Origin of the sequence: Psychrilyobacter sp. (assembly GCF_037132775.1) — a bacterium.
GTDB lineage: Bacteria > Fusobacteriota > Fusobacteriia > Fusobacteriales > Fusobacteriaceae > Psychrilyobacter.
Window position 1 is genome coordinate 1 of record NZ_JBAHZY010000040.1, and the last position, 20,178, is coordinate 20,178.

The 20,178-nt window shown below is 32.8% G+C and carries 14 protein-coding genes; 5 read left to right on the forward strand and 9 right to left on the reverse strand.

All coding sequences use genetic code 11. From position 1 onward, the window contains the following. The 5 genes from V5784_RS02450 to pepV all read left to right on the forward strand — a co-directional run. The coding region (locus tag V5784_RS02450) for a TetR/AcrR family transcriptional regulator (protein ID WP_336887462.1) at positions 1 to 512 on the forward strand (512 nt) is incomplete at its 5' end. Between the two features lie 120 nt (positions 513 to 632). Further along, on the forward strand, positions 633 to 2,930 hold the full coding sequence (locus tag V5784_RS02455; RefSeq protein WP_336887463.1) for a TolC family protein: 2,298 nt from the start codon (positions 633 to 635) through the stop codon (positions 2,928 to 2,930). 21 nt (positions 2,931 to 2,951) lie between these two features. Beyond that, positions 2,952 to 4,034, forward strand: coding sequence for an efflux RND transporter periplasmic adaptor subunit (locus V5784_RS02460; RefSeq protein WP_336887464.1), 1,083 nt, complete (start codon positions 2,952 to 2,954; stop codon positions 4,032 to 4,034). 12 nt (positions 4,035 to 4,046) lie between these two features. After that, positions 4,047 to 7,211: an efflux RND transporter permease subunit gene (locus tag V5784_RS02465; protein ID WP_336887465.1), complete on the forward strand. Its 3,165-nt coding sequence runs from the start codon at positions 4,047 to 4,049 to the stop codon at positions 7,209 to 7,211. A 311-nt stretch (positions 7,212 to 7,522) separates the two neighbouring features. Next, complete coding sequence (pepV, locus tag V5784_RS02470; protein WP_336887466.1) at positions 7,523 to 8,899, forward strand: dipeptidase PepV; 1,377 nt, start codon at positions 7,523 to 7,525, stop codon at positions 8,897 to 8,899. A 63-nt stretch (positions 8,900 to 8,962) separates the two neighbouring features. Here the strand turns inward: pepV and yihA are convergent, their stop codons facing one another. From yihA to infB, 9 genes are all read right to left on the reverse strand, one after another. Beyond that, a complete protein-coding gene (gene yihA / locus V5784_RS02475) occupies positions 8,963 to 9,586 on the reverse strand; it encodes a ribosome biogenesis GTP-binding protein YihA/YsxC (protein WP_336887467.1) in 624 nt (207 codons plus the stop codon). A gap of 95 nt (positions 9,587 to 9,681) precedes the next feature. Next, positions 9,682 to 10,248 carry a nitroreductase family protein gene (locus V5784_RS02480; RefSeq protein WP_336887468.1) on the reverse strand — a complete coding sequence of 189 codons (567 nt, stop codon included), beginning with the start codon at positions 10,246 to 10,248 and terminating at the stop codon, positions 9,682 to 9,684. 11 nt (positions 10,249 to 10,259) lie between these two features. After that, positions 10,260 to 12,566: an endopeptidase La gene (gene lon, locus V5784_RS02485; RefSeq protein ID WP_336887469.1), complete on the reverse strand. Its 2,307-nt coding sequence runs from the start codon at positions 12,564 to 12,566 to the stop codon at positions 10,260 to 10,262. Between the two features lie 18 nt (positions 12,567 to 12,584). Further along, positions 12,585 to 13,832, reverse strand: coding sequence for an ATP-dependent Clp protease ATP-binding subunit ClpX (gene clpX / locus V5784_RS02490; RefSeq protein ID WP_336887470.1), 1,248 nt, complete (start codon positions 13,830 to 13,832; stop codon positions 12,585 to 12,587). A 1-nt stretch (position 13,833) separates the two neighbouring features. Next, on the reverse strand, positions 13,834 to 14,418 hold the full coding sequence (gene clpP, locus V5784_RS02495; RefSeq protein WP_336887471.1) for an ATP-dependent Clp endopeptidase proteolytic subunit ClpP: 585 nt from the start codon (positions 14,416 to 14,418) through the stop codon (positions 13,834 to 13,836). Between the two features lie 185 nt (positions 14,419 to 14,603). After that, on the reverse strand, positions 14,604 to 15,893 hold the full coding sequence (gene tig / locus V5784_RS02500; protein ID WP_336887472.1) for a trigger factor: 1,290 nt from the start codon (positions 15,891 to 15,893) through the stop codon (positions 14,604 to 14,606). Positions 15,894 to 16,013: 120 nt separating this feature from the next. After that, positions 16,014 to 17,708: a single-stranded-DNA-specific exonuclease RecJ gene (gene recJ / locus V5784_RS02505; protein WP_336887473.1), complete on the reverse strand. Its 1,695-nt coding sequence runs from the start codon at positions 17,706 to 17,708 to the stop codon at positions 16,014 to 16,016. A gap of 11 nt (positions 17,709 to 17,719) precedes the next feature. Beyond that, positions 17,720 to 18,073: a 30S ribosome-binding factor RbfA gene (rbfA, locus tag V5784_RS02510; RefSeq protein ID WP_336887474.1), complete on the reverse strand. Its 354-nt coding sequence runs from the start codon at positions 18,071 to 18,073 to the stop codon at positions 17,720 to 17,722. A gap of 2 nt (positions 18,074 to 18,075) precedes the next feature. Continuing rightward, positions 18,076 to 20,163 carry a translation initiation factor IF-2 gene (gene infB, locus V5784_RS02515; RefSeq protein ID WP_336887475.1) on the reverse strand — a complete coding sequence of 696 codons (2,088 nt, stop codon included), beginning with the start codon at positions 20,161 to 20,163 and terminating at the stop codon, positions 18,076 to 18,078. Positions 20,164 to 20,178 lie beyond the last annotated feature (15 nt).

A 20,178-nucleotide genomic window follows, 5' to 3' on the forward strand; every position in this document is an offset into this window, starting at 1 on the left:
GGATGGTTAGTGAAAGGGGGTATGAATGGTTAAGTTTTCAAAAAGTGGCAGATGAAGTGGGCATTGCAAAATCCAGTATCTATCATTATTTTAAAAACAAAGAGGATCTAGGGATTGCAATAATGGAGATGATAGAAAAAAGAGTTCAAAAAAAAAGAGAGGAAATATTAACCTATCGAAGTGAAAAAAAAAAATTAGATGCCTATTTAACAAAAGCAAATAAAGAAGAAATCTTATACGCAGAAGCCATAGCAAAATTAGCTTTTGATTTTAATGGACTGCCTCTAAAGCTTCAAGAAAAAATAAGGAACCATTCCATAAAAAATTATGAATTGGTCTTGAAAATTTTAAAAAAAGGAGCAGAAAAAAAAGAATTCAGTATAAAAAAAGATTTAGAAGATGCTACCATGGGGATAATGCTTATGAGTATCGGCGGTTATATCTATGGCAGAGTCTTTGATGATAAAGACATAGATATCAAAAAGTATATCACTGATAGTATAATAAATTAAAATTAATTTATAGGAAAATCAACTGTTTTTCATATAATTATAGAGTTAGATAAATTAAAATAAAAGGGGGAAAAAAGTTAATTACCAATTTAATAGAAAAGTATGCAGGAGGGGATAAAATTGATAAAAAAAATAAATTTAATTATTCTGTTATTCATAATAAATGTTTGTACCTTTGCTAAAGAAGTTGTCAATATTGCCGTATTATACAGTCTAAAAAGCAATAATATAAAAAATTATCAGAGTCTCATTGAAAAAGAATTTACAGATGTGTTGGAAGGCAATTATACTGTGGTTTTTCCCAAAGAATTACAGGTTATAGCAAAAGAAGGGCCAGAAGGAATCGATGAAAGTTACTTCGATCTGGTTAAAAATAAAAAAGTGGACCTGATCGTAGGCGGAGATCATCAGGTCTCAAATCAAATTGTAAGCAAAAAAAATATAACGAAATTAAGTATTATGCCTTTTGCCCAATATATATCTCATGGCGAAACCAGTCAGGTAGATAACCTTACTTATAGTGTACAAGAAATTGGATTCGATAAAATCTTCCAACTCCTTAGAAGTGTGGATGAGGAATTTTCAGAAATCGCCCTTATAACACCAGCGGAATTATTAAATAACGAGGAAAAAATAATTTCTTATATAGAGAAAAACATCAAAAAACATGGAGTATCCAAGGTTAATTGGATAGACTTTGATGGGAATTATGAAAAATTAGCTGTAGATATCAAAGGTCAGAAAGTGGCTCTTTTAGGTGGTTTTTCAGACAGGGAAGAATTTATTCAAATCATGGATATTTTAAATAATGAAAAAATAATAACATATGCAGATGGATATGGTACAGGAATAAGTGACCAGGCATACCTCTCTTTTGAGGTAGATACAAATATCCAGAGAAGACTCCGAAAATCGGCTATCTCTCTCTTGGAAATATTAGATGGCAGCAGTGCAAAAGATCAAAAAGTCTATGTGGTTGGAGGAGAACTAAGATCTGTAATCAATCAATCTGTAGCTGAAAAAATAGGCAAATGGCCAAACTGGAGAACAGCGGTATCAGCTAAAATAATCGGAAAAAAGAGTGGAGGAGAGAACCTAACTCTTTTTTCATCCATAAGAAAAGGATTAGAGGATAACCTGCAGTTAACAATAGATAAAAATGATCTAAATATCCAAGAATACCAAGTGGATGCAGTTAAATCATCTAGACTACCGCAAATAATAGCAACAGGTGGATATAAAGTTGTAGACCAAGGACAAGCAGATGCTCCCAATGATGTTAAAACAGATAATACCTATGTAGGAGTAGGCTTAAGACAGGTAATATGGAATGATAAATTAAATTCAGCAGTATCTGTAGAAAAAAGTATTTTTAATGCAGAAAAAGAAAGTTATAAACAAAGTGAATTGGATACAATTTTAAAAATTTCTACAGCATACTTCAATGTATTGAAGTTAAAAGCTTCTGAAAGCATACAATACAGCAATTTAGAATTGACTAAAAAGAACTTAGAATTAGCCATAGTTAGGGAAAAAGTAGGATATTCCAGAAAATCAGATGTATACAGATGGGAGAGTAAGTTAGCTACAGATATCAGTAAATTAAGTGCTTCTCAAGCTAAACTTCAAAATGCCAAGGAAGGATTGATGAGAATTTTAAATAATGATCTGGATACAAACTTTCAAGCAGTAGATATCTTAGACACAGAAGAGTTTTTAGGAATAGCAGGCTTGGAGTTAACCAAGAAAAACGTAATGGATGATATCTTGAAAAAATTAATAAAATTAGGTCTTGAAAATTCTACTGAGATTAAACAAATCGAGAATTTTGTGGATGTAGCAGAGAGAAAATTAAAGGAAGCAAATAGAAATTTCTATAGTCCTGAGGTGGCATTGACAGCTGACTACAACTACTATACGGATAGAAGCGGGAGTGGAAGCCTATATTCTACTGATGGAAATCCTAGAAAGGAAGTATGGACTGTAGGGGTACAAGTAAGTATTCCATTATTAGAGGGGGGAGAAAGAATAGCTAAAAGAAACACCGCCACTGAGCAACTACAAAAATTAACTATACAAAAAGAAGATGTTGAAAATAGTATAAAACAAAATATCAGAGCTTCTCTAACAGATTTAGTAACAGCTAAAATAAATGTGGAAACTTCAAAAGATGCAAGAATTGCAGCAGATAAAACTCTTGACTTAGTGACAGATTCATACTCAAGAGGAGAGGTATCAATAACTGAGTTATTAGATTCTCAAAATGTAGCAATCCAATCTAAGGAAACCGAGAGTGCATCTAAATATGATTATTATACTAAGTTGATGATAACAGAAAGAGCAGTGGGAGCTTATCACCTATTAGATCCTGAAGTATATTCAGAATTATTAGGTGAACATAATTTGAAAATACAATAATCAAAAATGAGGAGGAAACAAATGTCATTATATAAAAAAACATTAATAATTGGATTTATAATAGTTACCCTAGCAAGCTGCGGGAGTAAAAAAGAAGAGGAAAAAATTAATTTAAGAACTGTCAGACACGAAACCATAGAATTAAAAAGCCCGGTGGAAGCTCTCAGCTTTACAGGGGACATAAAATCTGCTGTAGAACCTGAGGTGAGTTTCAGGGTACCTGGAAACATTGAAAAAATGAACTTTAAGTTGGGACAGTCAGTGAAAAAGGGAGATATTTTAGCTATCTTGGATAAGATCGATTATGAGATTCTATTAAGACAATCAGAGAGTTCTTATGAAACTGCCAGAGCATCACAAATAGAAGCACAATCAAGCTACAACAGAATAAAGGAACTATATCAAAACGACAGTGTATCTAAGAGTGAATTTGACGGTGCAAAAGCCAGAATGGATTCTACATCTGCATCTCTAAAGGTTTCATCAGAGGGGATAAAATATGCCAAACGTCAATTGAAATACACTGTCTTAAAATCTTCTATAGATGGATCAGTAGCTGTAAAGGTATCAGAAGTTAATGAAAATGTAGCTGCTGGTCAACCTGTATATATATTAAATACAGATACAGATTTAGAAGCAATATCATTTGTTCCAGAAAGTGCTATAGGAAAAATAAATATTGGATCACAGGTCAATATTTATGCAGGAGCTATAGGAAAAAAATATTTAGGTGAGGTTGTAGAAGTAGGTACATCATCTCTGCAATATGGATCTACATACCCTGTAAAGGTGAGTATATTCAGTATAGATAAAAGTTTGAAAAGTGGAATGTCAGTTGTAGTCGATTTCAATAAAAATATGTTGAGTGAGAAGAATAAAATATTCATACCTTTAAATGTAATCTTAAAGGACACAAACACTAACTATGTCTTCATTGTAGAAAAAGATGGAGAAGGTGTAGGCATTGTCAAAAGAATCGAGGTTAAAACAGGTATGATAACCAATAAAGGTCTGGAAATTTTAGATGGGTTATCAGAGGGAGACGAGTTAATTACAGCTGGAATGACTAAGTTAGAAGATGGTCAACAGGTAAAATTAAAATAGGGAGGAATTTACATGAATTTAACAGAGATGGCAATTAAGAAAAAAGTAGTTACATTTACTTTTATATTGCTTTTAGCACTAGCTGGAGTTTCTACCTACTTTAAATTACCAAAGGCGGAAGATCCAGGCTATGTAGTAAGGACAGCTACAGTGGCTACTCTATATCCAGGGGCTAGCCCAAGCAGGGTAGAGAACTTAGTTACAGATAAAATTGAGCAAAGAATTCAAGAAATGCCGGAAGTTGACTATATCGACAGTGAAAGTAGAGAAGGGTTCTCATATATTACTGTACAGTTTAAAGATGAGTATAAAATAATGAGACCAATCTTTGATAAATTGAGGAGAAAGGTAGAAGATGCCACCAAAGATCTTCCTAGCGGAGCTATGGCACCATCTGTAAATGATGATTTCGGTGATGTGTACGGTACAATGATAGCTGTCACAGCTGATGGATACTCAATGGACGATCTGAGAAGGATAGCCAAGTTTACAATGGAAGAGTTATTGACCATGAAAAATGTAGGTAAGGTAATAAAAGTTGGAGTCAGACCGGAAAATGTGTTTATAGATTATGACAATGCTAAGTTATCACAATTTGGAATCTCTCCAGGATACTTAAAAGAAGCTCTAGAGAGTACAAATATATTATCTCCTGGTGGACAAATACTTTTAGGAAAAGAAAGATTAAGTTTTGAACCCAGTGGAAACTTTGATTCTGTAGATGATATAAGAAATACAGTCATCAGACTTCCAAAGGGCAATCTAATAAGAGTAGAAGATATTGCTAGAGTGAGAAGAGCGTATCAGGAACCTATTCTTACAAGGGAAAAATTTAATGGTAAAGATACTATCATTCTTGCAATCTCTTTAAAAGAGGGGGGGAATATCCTGAACCTTCAAAAAGAGATAGATGAGAAGATTAAAGCTGTAGAATCTAGCTATCCTATAGGAGTAGATTTTACATATTTGGCACAGGAAGCTGCAAGGGTAGATAAGAGTGTTCAAAGTTTCCTCTCTAATGTAGCACAATCTATCCTTACAGTAATGTTGGTCCTTATAATATTTTTAGGTGTTAGAATAGGAGCTATCGTAGCTTCATTAATCCCTATAGTAATGGCATCATCCATGGTATTTTTAAGTTATTTCGGCCTAAGTCTGGATCAAATTTCACTGGCTGCCCTTATAATTGTATTGGGAATGCTAGTGGATAATGGAATAGTGATCTCAGAAGCAATCATGGTTAATATGGAAAAAGGAATGGATAAGGTAGAAGCTGCTTTAGAAGCAGTTAGAACACTGAAGAATCCACTTATGATCTCTTCCATGGTTACCATATCAGCCTTTTTACCAATAGTACTGGCAGAAGGAAATATGGGAGAATATACAGGACCTATAACATATGTAGTTGCCATTTGTTTAGGATTGTCATGGATATTTGGAATAACCCTTATTCCTCTACTCTGTGTGTTATTCTTAAAGGTAGAGAAACAGGAAGTGGGCTATGACAGTAAATTCTATAAACTTTATAGAGGGTCTCTACTAAAAGCACTAAAGCATAAGTTTATGGCAAGTATAGTAATTATTGGGATATTTTTTATCGCTCTATTTGGATTTAAAACTTTTGTTAATGTAAAATTTATGCCGGATAAAGATATACCGCTATTAACAGTAGAGGCAGAACTGCCATTTGGAACATCTATAGAAACCACAACTAAGATGGTGCTCGATGCAGAAAAATATATTCGAAAGGAATATTTCCTAGATCATCCAAAACAGGTGAAGCCATCATTTATTGCCAATATTTTGTCGGGTGGAACGTTGGTTAAATACGAAAAAGAAGGAATATTAAGTGTGGGAACATTTATAGGAGAGAGTGCTCCAAGGTATATACTATCTCATACTCCAAAGATGAGTCAGCCAAATTTAGCCTTTGCAATAATCAATACTACAAGTTTTGACTTTATAAAAACAGAGATACAACCCAAACTTATAGCCTGGTTTGAAGAAAATTATCCAGATGCTAATATTAAGATAGATACTCTACAAAATGGGTCTCCCAGTGACCGTCCAATAGAGATCAGGATAAAGGGAAGAGATACAGATAAATTATACGAATATCTCGGTGATATAGAAAAAATAATAAAAGAAAATATTATAGGTTTAGCTGATACCAAGACTGACTGGGGAGGGGAAAACAGAAAATTCACAGTTAATATAAATCAGCAAAGAGCACTTAGAGCTGGGCTTACAAGTCAGGATATAGCAATATCACTAAACAGTATCTTAAGCGGGATAAAGTTGACCGATTACAGGGAAGAAGACAGGTTAATTCCAGTAATGTTAAGATCTCAAGGTACCTCCCGAGAAGATATCGAGGTATTAAAAAATACACCGATCTATAACCAGACTACAGGGAAATCAGTACCATTAGGACAGGTAGCTGAGATAAAAACAGTATGGGAAGCTCCTAAAATAGTTAGAAAAGATAAGATCAAGGCTATCTTATACCAAGTAGGACTATGGGATACAACAACTGCTATGGAACAGACATTAAAAATAAAGCCGCTATTAGATGAGGCGGCATCTAAGTGGGAATATGGTTATAGTTATGAATTTAAAGGAGAATACTATAACAGTAAAAAGGCAAATGATGCATTATCTGCAAAATTCCCCATAGCAGGAATATTTATATTGCTACTGCTTATAATTCAATTTAATTCATATACAATATTAATCACAATTTTAGCCGCACTACCGCTTATTTTGTCGGGAATAACATTTGGATTGGGATTAACTCAGCTGCCATTTGGATTTATGCCAATACTAGGTGCATTATCTCTGGTCGGGATCATGATAAATAATGCCGTAGTGTTGATAGACAGGATCACTATTGAGAGAGATGAAGTGGGTCGTGAACTAGCTGATGCAATAGTGCATGCTGCACAGGCAAGGTTCAGACCAATAGTACTTACTACAGCTACTACAGTGTGTGGACTTATTCCATTGTGGCTGGGTGGTGGAGTAATGTTTGAAGGGATGGCAGTAACCATGATATTTGGATTGATCTTCTGTTTAGGTATAACATTAGGTATCATACCAATCTTATTTGCAATCTTTCACAGAGTTTCTTATAAGGAATACAAGTATGAAGATGAAGGTAAAAGTATAGAGGAATAAATATGATGATGTAAAAATTTATCTAAATAATAAAGGTGATTTCTGTCTAAGGCGGAAATCACCTTTATTAAATTAAATCTTTATGATATCCAATCACTATATTAGTATTAGTCTAAAGACGTGAAAATTTAAAATAATAATATAAGAGTAAAATAGTATTGATTTTTAATACAGTCCTCTAAATCAACACTTTTTATAGAGAAATTGGCTTGTTCTCCTTGTAAAAATTCAAAATAGATTATATACTAAAAGGGTGAAATATAAAAAAAAAATTAATAGAATAAAATAATTAAATAGAAGGGGTGTTTTAAATGTTACAGAGTAAAATGTTACAGGATAAAATATTAGACTATAAAGATGATGTAGTAAAATCTATACAAGAGGCTATTAGAATTAAAAGTGTTGAGGAAGCTCCGCTACCTGGAATGCCATTTGGAGAAGGTCCTGCAAAGGCTCTGGCTCATTTTTTAGAATTAGGCGAAAAATTAGGATTTGAATCTACTAACTTTGATAACTATGCAGGGCATATTGATTTTGGAGACGGGGAAGAAACTTTGGCTATCCTTGGGCATGTAGATGTAGTTCCTGAAGGGGACGGATGGGATCATGATCCATATGGCGGAATAATTGCTGATGGTAAGATCTATGGTAGAGGAACTTTAGATGATAAGGGTCCTATTATCATGTGTATGTACGCTATGAAGGCATTAAAAGATTCTGGTATAAAGCTAGATAAGAAGATTAGAATGATCTTAGGAGCTAATGAAGAGACTAACTGGGGATGTATGGATCACTACTTTGGTACTCTAAAAATGCCTCAACCAACTTTGGCATTTACTCCTGATTCAAGTTTCCCAGTTACATTTGCAGAAAAAGGAATTATGCAAGTGACTATGACTAAAAATATTGATACTAAAAATATTACTATAGAAGGTGGAAAAGCATTTAACTCAGTAGCAGAAAGTTGTGAAATGACATTCCCAACTGAACTTTTAACTATGTTAGAATCTAAAGTAAAGAAATACAATAAAAATAATGAATATAAGATAGAGATCAAAGGTGGAAAATTAATATCTTACGGTAAATCTGCTCATGGAGCTAAACCGCAAAGTGGTTATAATGCTATCTCGGCATTGATGGGAATTTTAGAAGGGGTAGATTTAGGAGAGATCTCTGAATTTGTAACTTTTTATAATTCTAAGATAGGAATGGAATATAACGGAGTTTCTATGGGAATTGGATTTGAAGATGCAGACTCTGGAAAATTAAGTTTAAACATTGGGAAACTATCTATTTGTGATGGTAAGATCGAGCTAAGCATCGACATAAGATATCCTGTAACAACTAAAAAAGAAGATGTTTTAGAAGGGTTAGGAAAAATTGTCACAGAAAATAATTTTGAACTAACTATAAAGAGTGAAGATAATGCACTTTATTTTCCTAAAGACACTGTCTTAGTGAAAACACTTATGGATGTATACAAGGAGATCACAGGAGATGTAGATGCTGAACCTGTAGCCATAGGTGGGGGAACATATGCAAGAGCCGTAGACAATGGTGTAGCATTTGGAGCATTATTACATGATCAAGAGGATAATATGCACCAAAAAAATGAGTATTTAGATATCAGTAAATTAGATACATTATTAAAAATATATGTAGAAGCTATATATAGATTAGCTAAATAAGCAATAATATTTAGGGAGATAATAATTTTTAATTATTATCTCCCTTTTTTAATTTTCTATATTTTAGTCTTCCTGATCAATTACAGGAGGAACATGATTTTTATATTCTTTTAAAGCCTCACCTAAATATTCAGATAATTCCTCTCTACCCTTATGAGATAGTGCTGAATAGAATAATACATCACTATTTTTAAATTCTATCTTCTTTCTAATATCTTTCAATTGCTTAAATTTTTCATTGTTAGACATCTTATCTACCTTGGTAAAAATAATCTTGTATGGTACGTCATAATAATCTAACCATTCTAACATCTCAAGATCTTCTGAACTTGGAACTCTTCTAATATCTAGTAATACAAATACTAATTTACTTCTTTTAGAAGCTAGGTATCTCTCCATAGTATTTCCCCAAGCTAGTTTTACAGCCTTTGGAACTTTGGCAAATCCATATCCAGGCAGATCCACTAAATATGTTTCATTATTTATAATGAAGTAGTTTATTAGTTGAGTTCTTCCTGGTGTTTTTGATGTTCTAGCTATTTTTTTTCTGTTTGTCAAACTGTTAATTAGGGATGATTTCCCCACATTTGATCTACCTACAAAGGCAAATTCTATGCTATTTATTGGTTCTGGATAATCAGCTTCATATACTGCTGATTTTACAAAATCCGATCTTTTTATTTCCATTTTTTATTCTCCTCTATTCAACACGGTTGTAATTATACAAAATATAATTTTTTGTCTACCTAACCTATATCGAAGTCTTTAATCCTAATTTTCAACTATTTAATATAATTTACTGTGTTTTCTTTTCTTGGATTGGGCTTTGGGCTTCCCTCCAATGATGAATAACCTAAAGTTACAGCATATTGAACTTCATATCCCTCAGGAACTCCCATCTCCTTATTCTTTTTTTCTTGTTCCTCACCTTTAAAATTTTCAACTATCAACCCTATCCAGCAAGTTGAAACTCCTAACGATTCAGCAGCCAACAGCATATTTTGTGTAGCAGCACCTAAGTCTGCCTTCATAGAATATGCTCCCTCTCTTTTACCAGATACAACTATTACTGTAGGAGCACCATATAAGATATGAAAACTTTCATTTTTTGCCATCCTTCTAAATAAAGGTGTTTCACAATTTTTTAATGCTTCCTTTGTACCGACACTTATTTGATCTATTACCTCTTTACTTTGTAATACAGTAAAATGCCATGGTTGAGCATTATGTCCACTAGGAGCATAAAGGCCAGCTTCGATAATGGCTTCAATTTTTTCTTGTTCAATCTGTATTTCCTTATATTTTCTAATGGATCTACGTTTTTTTATATTTTCTAATACTGTGTTCATATTTCTCCTTTTTATTTTTCAAATGCTATTTTTTTGATATCATCATAAGTTTTTGCAAAATGAATGATCATATCTTTTTTTACTTCTTTAGGCAGTTCATCTACATCAGATTCATTGTCTAGAGGTAATATTACCTCGTGGATCCCAATTCTATGCGCTCCGATCACCTTTTCCTTGATCCCTCCCACTGCTAATACTTCTCCAGTGATTGTAATCTCTCCAGTCATAGCTATATCTTGTCTTATTTTCTTTTTTGTCAATACTGAAATTAAAGCTGTCGTAATAGTCACTCCTGCCGATGGGCCATCTTTTGGTACAGCTCCCTCTGGAAAATGAAAATGTATATCTGTAGTCTCATTAAATTTCTCATCTATTTTTAATTCCCCAGCAATTGATCTGACATAAGAATAAGCTACATGAGCTGATTCCTTCATTACATCTCCTAATTTACCAGTTAATAGGATCTTCCCCTTCCCTTTCATAGATACCGATTGTACTTCCAATGTAGTTCCTCCTACACTTGTCCATGCTAGCCCAGTAACTACACCTAACTTAGGTTCTTTTTCCTTGATCTTATCAGGTCTGTATTTTACTTTTCCAAGATATGTTTCTAGATTTTTTACTGTAATGTTTATTTTTTTCCTATTTTTTTCTAAAACTAACTTAGCTAATTTTCTATATAGGCTGTGAATCTCTCTCTTTAAGTTTCTTACCCCTGCTTCCCTGGTATATTCATTTATTATTCTAAGGAGTGCTTCGTCAGACATTTTTATATCTATTTCAGATAATCCATTATCTTCTTGAGCTTCATCTAACAGATATTTTTTAGCTATATGCATCTTTTCAAATTCAGTATATGAACTCAAATTAATGATCTCCATCCTGTCTCTAAGTGGTCCTGAAATCCCTCTCAAATCATTAGCCGTAGCTATAAAAAATACATCGGAGAGATCAAATGGTATATCTATATAATGATCTTCAAAGTTCTTGTTTTGTTCAGGATCAAGTACCTCTAACATTGCAGAACTAGGATCTCCCTTGGCATCATTAGACATCTTATCAATCTCATCTAACAGGATCACTGGGTTCTTAGTTTTAGCTTGTTTCATTGCTTTTATTAATTTCCCTGGCATAGAACCAATATAAGTTCTTCTATGTCCTCTGATCTCCGATTCATCTCTTACTCCACCTAGAGATATTCTAGAAAAATTTCTTCCCATGGCGTCTGCTACAGATTTAGCTAGTGAAGTCTTCCCTACACCTGGAGGTCCTACCAGGCAAAGGATTGTTCCTTTCATGTTGGGGTTTAATCTTTTAACCGCCAGATATTCAAGGATCCTTTCTTTTATCTCCTTTAACCCATAGTGATCTTCCTCTAACTTATCATGAGCTTTTTTTATATCCAAAATATCTTTTGTTTTCTTAGTCCAAGGAAGGTCTAATACTGTTTCTACATAGTTACGTACTACACTAGCTTCAGCTGAAAATGCCGGCATCTTAGATAGTTTAGAGACCTCTTTTTCAACTTTTTTCTTTACTTCTTTTGGAAGTTTTTTAGATTTTATTAGTTTTTTTAGCTCTAAGATATCATCATCATCTGATTCATCCTCTCCTAATTCTTCCCTTATAGCATTTAATTTTTCCTTTAAGAAATAAGCTCTTTGAGCTGAACTCATCTTTTCTTTTACCTTATTTTCTATTTTTTTCTCTAAATTTAAGATCTCTAACTCTTTTTTCAAGATCTCTATTAATTTATATCCTCTTTCCTCTAAATTAAATATCTCTAAAAGTTTTTGTTTTTCTTCAGATGAAATATTTAAATTTCCACTTATCAGATCAAACTTTTTATCTATATTCTTCATAGACTTGATGCTTACCAACAGATCTGGCAGGATCTTCCCACTAAATTTAGCATATCTTTCAAACGATTTTAATACCCTTCTAACTATTGCTTCTCCGATTGTTTCTTCTAGTTTTTCTGTCTCAACAGCTGTAGATTCTGCATAAATTATTCCATCGATTTCCTCTACATCACCCAAAATAATTCTATGAGAAGCTTCTACCAATACTTTCACAGTGTTATTTGGCATCTTTACTGTTTGAAGTATAGTAGCTTCTACTCCTACTTTATGTATATCATCAGTATAATTAGGTTCTTCTACTAAAAAATCTTTTTGCATACATAAAATTAATTTACTGTCCTCTGTCAGTGCTTTTTCTAATGTATTAACACTTTTTTCTCTTCCTATATAAATAGGCATTATCGCTCCTGGGAAAACCACTAGATCTCTAGTAGGTATAAATGTAATTTTTGTCATCTTTTTGCCTCCCAATCATTATTTGAGTTTTTTTGTTTTTTCTATTATCAGTGCTTTACTATTATCCATTACAGATTCTTCTGTTATTCTTACCATTTCCACATTAGGGTTAGATGGAATTTCATACATTAGATCTAACATTGCACTTTCCATAAGTGCACGAAGCCCTCTGGCTCCTATCTTTCTCTTCAATGCCAACTCTGCCATTTTTTTTAGTGCACTCTCTTCAAATTGTAATTCTACGTTTTCTAATTCAAAGAATTTTTTATATTGTTTTACCAATGCATTTTTAGGTTCAGTCAGAATTTTTATTAAAGCCTCTTCATCTAAATTAGACAAAGTAGTTATTACTGGAAATCTACCTATAAGTTCAGGAATTATTCCTTGTTTTATTAGATCTTCCGGTAAAACTCTCATGAAAGCTTCTCCCTCAGATTCATTTTTTTCATTTATTACAGTGGCTCCGAATCCCATAACTTTTTTATTAGACCTTGATTTGATTATCTTATCGAGTCCCTCAAAAGCTCCACCTACAATAAATAGAATATTTTTTGTATTTATCTTTACCATCTCTTGATTTGGATGTTTTCTCCCACCTTGAGGAGGCACCTGTGCTTCAGTTCCCTCTACTATTTTAAGGAGTGCCTGCTGTACTCCTTCTCCAGATACATCTCTAGTTATAGACATGTTTTCTGATTTTCTAGCTATCTTATCTAGCTCATCTATATAGATTATTCCTCTTTCTGCTGCTTCTACATCATAGTCCGCCGCCTGTAATAACCTTACTAATACATTTTCTACGTCATCTCCTACATACCCAGCTTCCGTAAGAGTTGTTGCGTCTGCTATGGCGAATGGCACGTGTAAAGTTCTAGCCAAAGTCTCAGCTAGAAGTGTTTTACCTGTTCCTGTAGGACCGATAAGGAGTACATTGGATTTTTGTAATTCTACATCTCCTGTTTTCCCCTTATGTCTAATCCTCTTATAGTGATTATATACCGATACAGCCAGTACTTTTTTAGCTGCTTCCTGACCTATTACATAGTCATCTAATTTTGTCTTTATCTCTTTAGGAGTCATAAGATTAATTTCATGAAAACTATTATCTTCTACAGCTTCTCCCATCTCTTCCTGCATATCTTCTATTAGCACCCCACAAGCATCTATACACTCATCACATATATTCGCTTCTGGACCAGTTATTAATTTTGCTACTTCGCTTTCTGATTTCCCACAAAATGAACATTTTTCTATTTTTTTTCCCATTTTATCTCTCCCCTTCTACGAATACTCTGTCGATTAATCCATATTCCATAGCTTCTTCAGCTGTCATAAAGTTATCTCTTTCAGTATCTTTTTTTACTTGTTTCATAGTTTTTCCTGTTGTTTCAGATATTATTTTAGTTGTTAATTCTTTCATTCTTAGGATCTCTTTAGCTTGGATCTCTATATCTGTTGCTTGACCTTGAGCTCCTCCTAATGGTTGATGAATCATCACTCTAGCATTTGGTAAAGCAAATCTTTTCCCCTTTGTTCCTGCTGTTAATAATAGTGCTCCCATAGATGCAGCTTGACCTATACACACAGTTTGTACATCAGGTTTGATATATCTCATAGTATCATATATTGCCAACCCCGAAGTTATTACCCCTCCCGGGCTATTAATATACATGATTATATCTTTTTCTGGGGCATCTGCCTCTAAAAATAATAGTTGTGCTACTATTGAGTTAGCCACTAGATCGTTTATCTCTGTTCCTAAAAAGATTATTCTATCCTTTAATAATCTCGAATATATATCGTAAGCTCTCTCTCCTTTTCCAGTATTTTCAATAACTGTTGGATTATACATAAATTTCTACCTCCAAGTATTTTTTATTTATCATATAAATTATTAAATTTTATTTAATAATTTATATGATAAATCCATTCTCTTTAATTAGAAAATCAATATAAATAATAACAAAAATGGTAGTCCATATATATAGCTTAAGGGACAAATAAAATTTGTCCCAAAAGTATATATACTTAATTTAATTATTTAGCTTGTGCTTGAATGAATTCAACAGTTTTTTGCATAGTAGCATCTGTTCTTAAATTCATTGTGAAGTTCTCTAAGTTGTTTGCCTTAGTTAATTCTTCCTTTAACTTGTCTACTTCCATCTTGTACATAACAGAAACTTCAACTAATTTAGCTTCTAACTCCTCTTCAGTTAATTCAATCTTTTCAATCTTTGCGATCTCATCTAAGATAAGGTCTAATTTGATCTTTTCAATTGCCATAGGCTTAACTTGATCATTTAATTGCTCCATTGTAGATCCTGACATTTGTAAGTACATCTCTAGGTTCATTCCTTGAGATTTTAATTGACCTTCCATCTCAGAAATTCTTCCTTTGATCTCTCTAGCTACCATAGATAAAGGTAACGTCATTTCAGTATTAGCTAAAACTTGATTTAATAAAGTTTGTCTGTATTCTCCCTCTACTCTAGCTTCTTCTCTATTTTTGATCTCTTCAGTTTTCTTAGTTTTTAAATCTTCTACAGATTCAAATCCTGCTTCCACTGCGAACTCATCATTTAATTCAGGTGTAACTGCTACTTTTATTGCATTTATTTTAACTTTGAAAGTTGCTTCCTTTCCAGCTAAATTTTCTGTATTGTATTCAGTTGGGAAATTCACTACTATTTCTCCCTCTTGATCTTTTTCATATCCTACTAATTGCTCTTCAAATGTATCTATGAAAGATTTAGCCCCTAATTTTAACATGTGTGATTCAGACTTTCCACCTTCGAAAGCTACACCATCAACAAATCCTTCAAATGCAAGATCTAAAGTGTCTTCCATTTCAGCTTTATGACCTTCAGTAGCATCTTCTAAGTTAGACTTAGCAGACACCATTGCTTCGATCTCTTTGTTTACAGTTTCATCAGTCATTTCAAATGTTTCCTTTGTAGCTTCTAAACCTTTGTATTCTCCTAATTTGATCTCAGGGAATACATCTACCATAAATGTAACTACGAATTTATCTCCGTCTAATTCCACTTTAGTTGTCTTTATGTAATCTACAGGATTAATTTGTCCATCTTTTAAGATCGCTTCATAGTGTCCTTTTAAGATAGCGTCTGTAATTTCTTCTTTGATTACACCTTCATAATGAGATTCAATAGCTGATGCTGGTGCATGTCCTTTTCTGAATCCTGGAATTTCAGCATCCTTAGTTATTTTTTTTACTGCAGCTTTCTTAGCAGTAGATACCTCTGCACCTTCTACCTTTAATGTGATTTCAACTACTGAGTTATCTAATTTTTTCACTTCATAATTCATGTTCTTTGTTCCTCCTTGTGTGTGATTATATATTTATATATCTATATATCTATATATAAATGCTCTAAGCACTTATTACTTATTACTTCGTACGGGCAATTCATGAATTACCACTACCGATTAATTTTCGATTCTTATGTCTTCTATCTTAATTTGAATAATTTTATTGTTATTATAACAGATTTTTTCTGGATAATATACTATTTCGAAAGTCTTATCCATATAATCGTCTTCATCTATCTTATGAGCCAGATTAAATCCCACAGCAGAGTATAGTTTCCCATTTTTTTCTAAAAAAGTTTTAAAATGTTTATCTTCAACTCCAAATTTTTTCACTCTGACAAATTTTAGATCACTATCTACAAATAGTGGATAAGGGTTAGCAGATCCAAAGGGCGATATTTTGGCAAGTTCACCTATAAAGTTATCATCTACCATCTCTAAGGGATAGTTATAATCTATCTTTATAATATCTTTCTTATACTTTTTTGTAGATTCTCCTATACCTTTGGCAATAGCACTTTCAACTATTTCTAGTTGACTTTTAGCTACTATAAATCCAGCGGCTAAATCATGCCCTCCAAATCTAACCAAGGTATCAGACATATCATTTAATATATTAAATATATTTATTCCTGCTACACTTCGACAAGATGCTTTTCCAAAATTATTTTGCAACGAAATAAGTATAACTGGAATATTATACCTAACAGAAAGTCTGCTAGCTACCACTCCAATGACACCAGGGTGCCAATCATGGGATTTCAAAAATAGATATTTCAAACTATCTTTATCCTCTATTTTTTCCACCTCATCATTGATCTCATTAAAAATTTTTCTTTCTAAAATACGCCTTTTATTGTTGGATTTTTTCATATCCTCTATAATAGAATAAAGTTCACTGTCATTTCCTTCTAAAAAGAAATCTGCCCCTGTTCTTGATTTCCCAATCCTTCCCAAGGCATTTAATAACGGTGATACAAAAAAACTAATATCTGTTGTACTGATATTCTTAGGTGACAGTTTTAAATACCTAAGAAGGGACCGAAGTCCCTTTATCTTAGTATCTTTTAAAGCTATCAATCCATTTTTCACTATAATTCTGTTTTCGTCTGTCAAAGGCATTACATCTGCTATAGTTCCTATCATTACTATATCTAAATGTTCATATAGATGTTTTGGATCGACACCTAATTTTTTATAGACTGCACAAGCTACTTTAAAACCCACTCCAGCTCCAGATAGATATTTAAATCTGTAATTTTTACTCAATTTAGGGTTAATTACTAAAAGTTTTTCTTTTTTATCTTTTATTATTTTATGATGATCGGTTATTATAACGTCGATACCCAGAGATTTTGCATATTCAAAATCTTCTAATGAATTAATTCCTGTATCCACCGTTATAATTACCTTTCCACTTCTTTCATTGACATAATCTATTGCCTGCCTATTCAGACCATACCCTTCATCCATACGATTTGGAATATAATACGAGGTTTCTATCCCGATAAGATTAAAGACAATAGTCAGATAAACAGAGGCTGTAATACCATCTACATCATAATCACCATAGATAAATACTTTACTTTTATTATCTTTAGCTCTGATTACCTTTTCTACGACCTCCTCCATCCTTTCAAAATCAAATGGATCTTCTAGATCTTCTACACTTGCATTTAAAAATTTTTGGATATTGTCATCGGAATCAATCCCCCGTGATAGGAGGAGTTTTACCACTTCTATGGATAAATTATGCTTCTCAACTTTATCTTTCACCTGGTACTCATCATATGTATTATATTCCCAATACATCCCATATCCTCCTAATTGTTAACTTTATCAATTAAGTTAGATATTTTTATCGCTCTAGCCACTGTATCATCTAAAAATACTCTGATTTCAGGTACATATCTAAGATTCGTTTCTTCAGACACTCTTTTTCTTAAGTATTTTTTGATCTCATTTAATCCTTCTAAAACTTTAAGTTCATCTACTTTGTTATCTCCAATAGATAAAACACTAAAATATGCATCTGCATATCTCAGATCTTCTGTTACTTCTATCTTAGTTACCGATACCATCCCTTGAATTTTTGGATTTTTAACTTCCATAAATAAAGCTGTAGATATTATTCTTATCATTTGTTTTTCGATGCCTAATAATCTTTGTTTTCTCATAATTATTTCACATCTTTTAGTGTTCTTTTGATTTCGTCGATCCTGTATGCTTCTACAGTATCGCCCTCTTTAATATCATTGAAGTTTTTGATGTTTAGTCCACATTCTTGACCTACAATAACTTCTTTAGCATCGTCTTGATATCTCTTTAATGAAGCTAATTCTCCATCGTATATCATTACACCATTTCTAAGAATTCTTATTTTTGAGTCAGCATAGATCTTCCCGTCTTCTACATAACAACCAGCTATATTTCCAATTTTAGATACTTTAAATACTTTTTTGATCTCAATTCTTCCTAAGTAAACTTCTTTATATTCAGGATCTAACATTCCTGATAAAGCTTGTTCTATATCTTCTACAATTTGGTAGATGATACTAGAAGTTCTGATCTCTACACCTGCTTTGTTTGCTTCTCTCATAGCTTTTGTAGTTGGTCTTACATTAAATCCTAAGATGATTGCATTAGATGCTTCTGCTAATCTAATATCACTTTCAGATATTGCTCCAGATGTAGCTTGGATAACATTTACTGCTACTTCTGATGTAGATAATTTATTTAATGATTCCTTTAGAGCTTGTACAGAACCTTTTGAGTCAGCTCTTATAATAAGGTTTAACTCTTTTAAGTTGATATCATCCATATGTTGAGATAAAACTTCTAAAGAGATATGTTTTTTATTGTTTTTATTATTTAATTTTCTGTCTTTTTCAACTTCTTCTACGATTCTTCTAGCATGTTGTTCATTTTGAACTACATACATTACATCTCCAGCTTCTGGAACTATATTAAATCCTATAACTTCCGCTGGTTGAGATAGTGAAGCAACTTCTGTTTTTTCACCTTTATCGTTAATTAATGCTCTTACTTTTCCATAGGCTTCTCCAGCTACGATGATATCTCCAACTTTAAGAGTTCCCTCTTGTACTAAAATGTCGGCAATTGGTCCTACTCTTGGATCTAATCTAGATTCCATAACTACACCTTTTGCTCTTTTCTTTGGATTACCTTTTAATTCTAGCATCTCAGCTGTGATTAAGATAGTATCTAAGATCCCTTCCAAGTTTTGTCCGAATTTAGCAGAAATTTCGATGAATTCTACATCTCCACCCCACTCAACTGGTACTAATCCATGTTCCATCAATTCATTTTTAACTCTAGCTGGATCTGCTCCCTCTTTATCTATCTTATTCACTGCAATTATGATAGGTACGTCAGCTGATTTTACATGGGCTATAGCTTCTACAGTCTGTGGCATTACACCATCATCTGCTGCTACTACTAATATTGCTATATCAGTAACTTGTGCTCCCCTTGCTCTCATCTCTGTAAATGCCTCATGTCCTGGAGTATCTATGAAAGATATCTTTTTTCCATCTTTTATTACTTGGTAAGCACCGATTTTTTGGGTGATCCCACCAGCTTCTCCGTCTGCTACATTAGCTTCTCTGATAGCATCCAGTAATGAAGTTTTTCCATGGTCAACATGTCCCATGATAGTGATAATTGGAGGTCTCTCTACAAGTTCAGATTCTTTATCTATTACTTCTAGATTAAATTTATCTCCAAATGCCATCTCTTCTACTTCCTCTTGCTCTACCATAGCATCGTAATCATCAACTAATTCTTCAGCTAATTCCATATCTATAACACTATTAATAGTTAACATTTGTCCTGTTAAGAATAATTTTTTAATAAGTTCAGAAGCATTTACTCCTAATTTTTCAGCGAAGTTACCTAGTGTAATTTCACCTCTGATCTTTATTAATTTCACTCCATCTTCTTCTATAACTTCATTTTCTACTTTTTCTGCTCTATTCATAGTAAATTCATTTCTTTTACCTTTTTTCTTCTTTTCTTTCTTTTCTTTTACTATTTTTTCTTTCTTTTCTTTTATCTTAGTTGTTTTCTTTTTTTTCTTTTTTTTTTCTTTTCCACCTTCAAAATGATCTGTAACCATAACTACTTGCTCATCTGTAAGACCAGAAAGGTGTGAGTTCACCTCTAACCCTAATTCATGTAATGTATCTAAGAATTCCTTATTTGTTCTGTCATATTTTTTTGCCAATTCATGTACTCTTATTTTCATATATTCCTCCTAGTA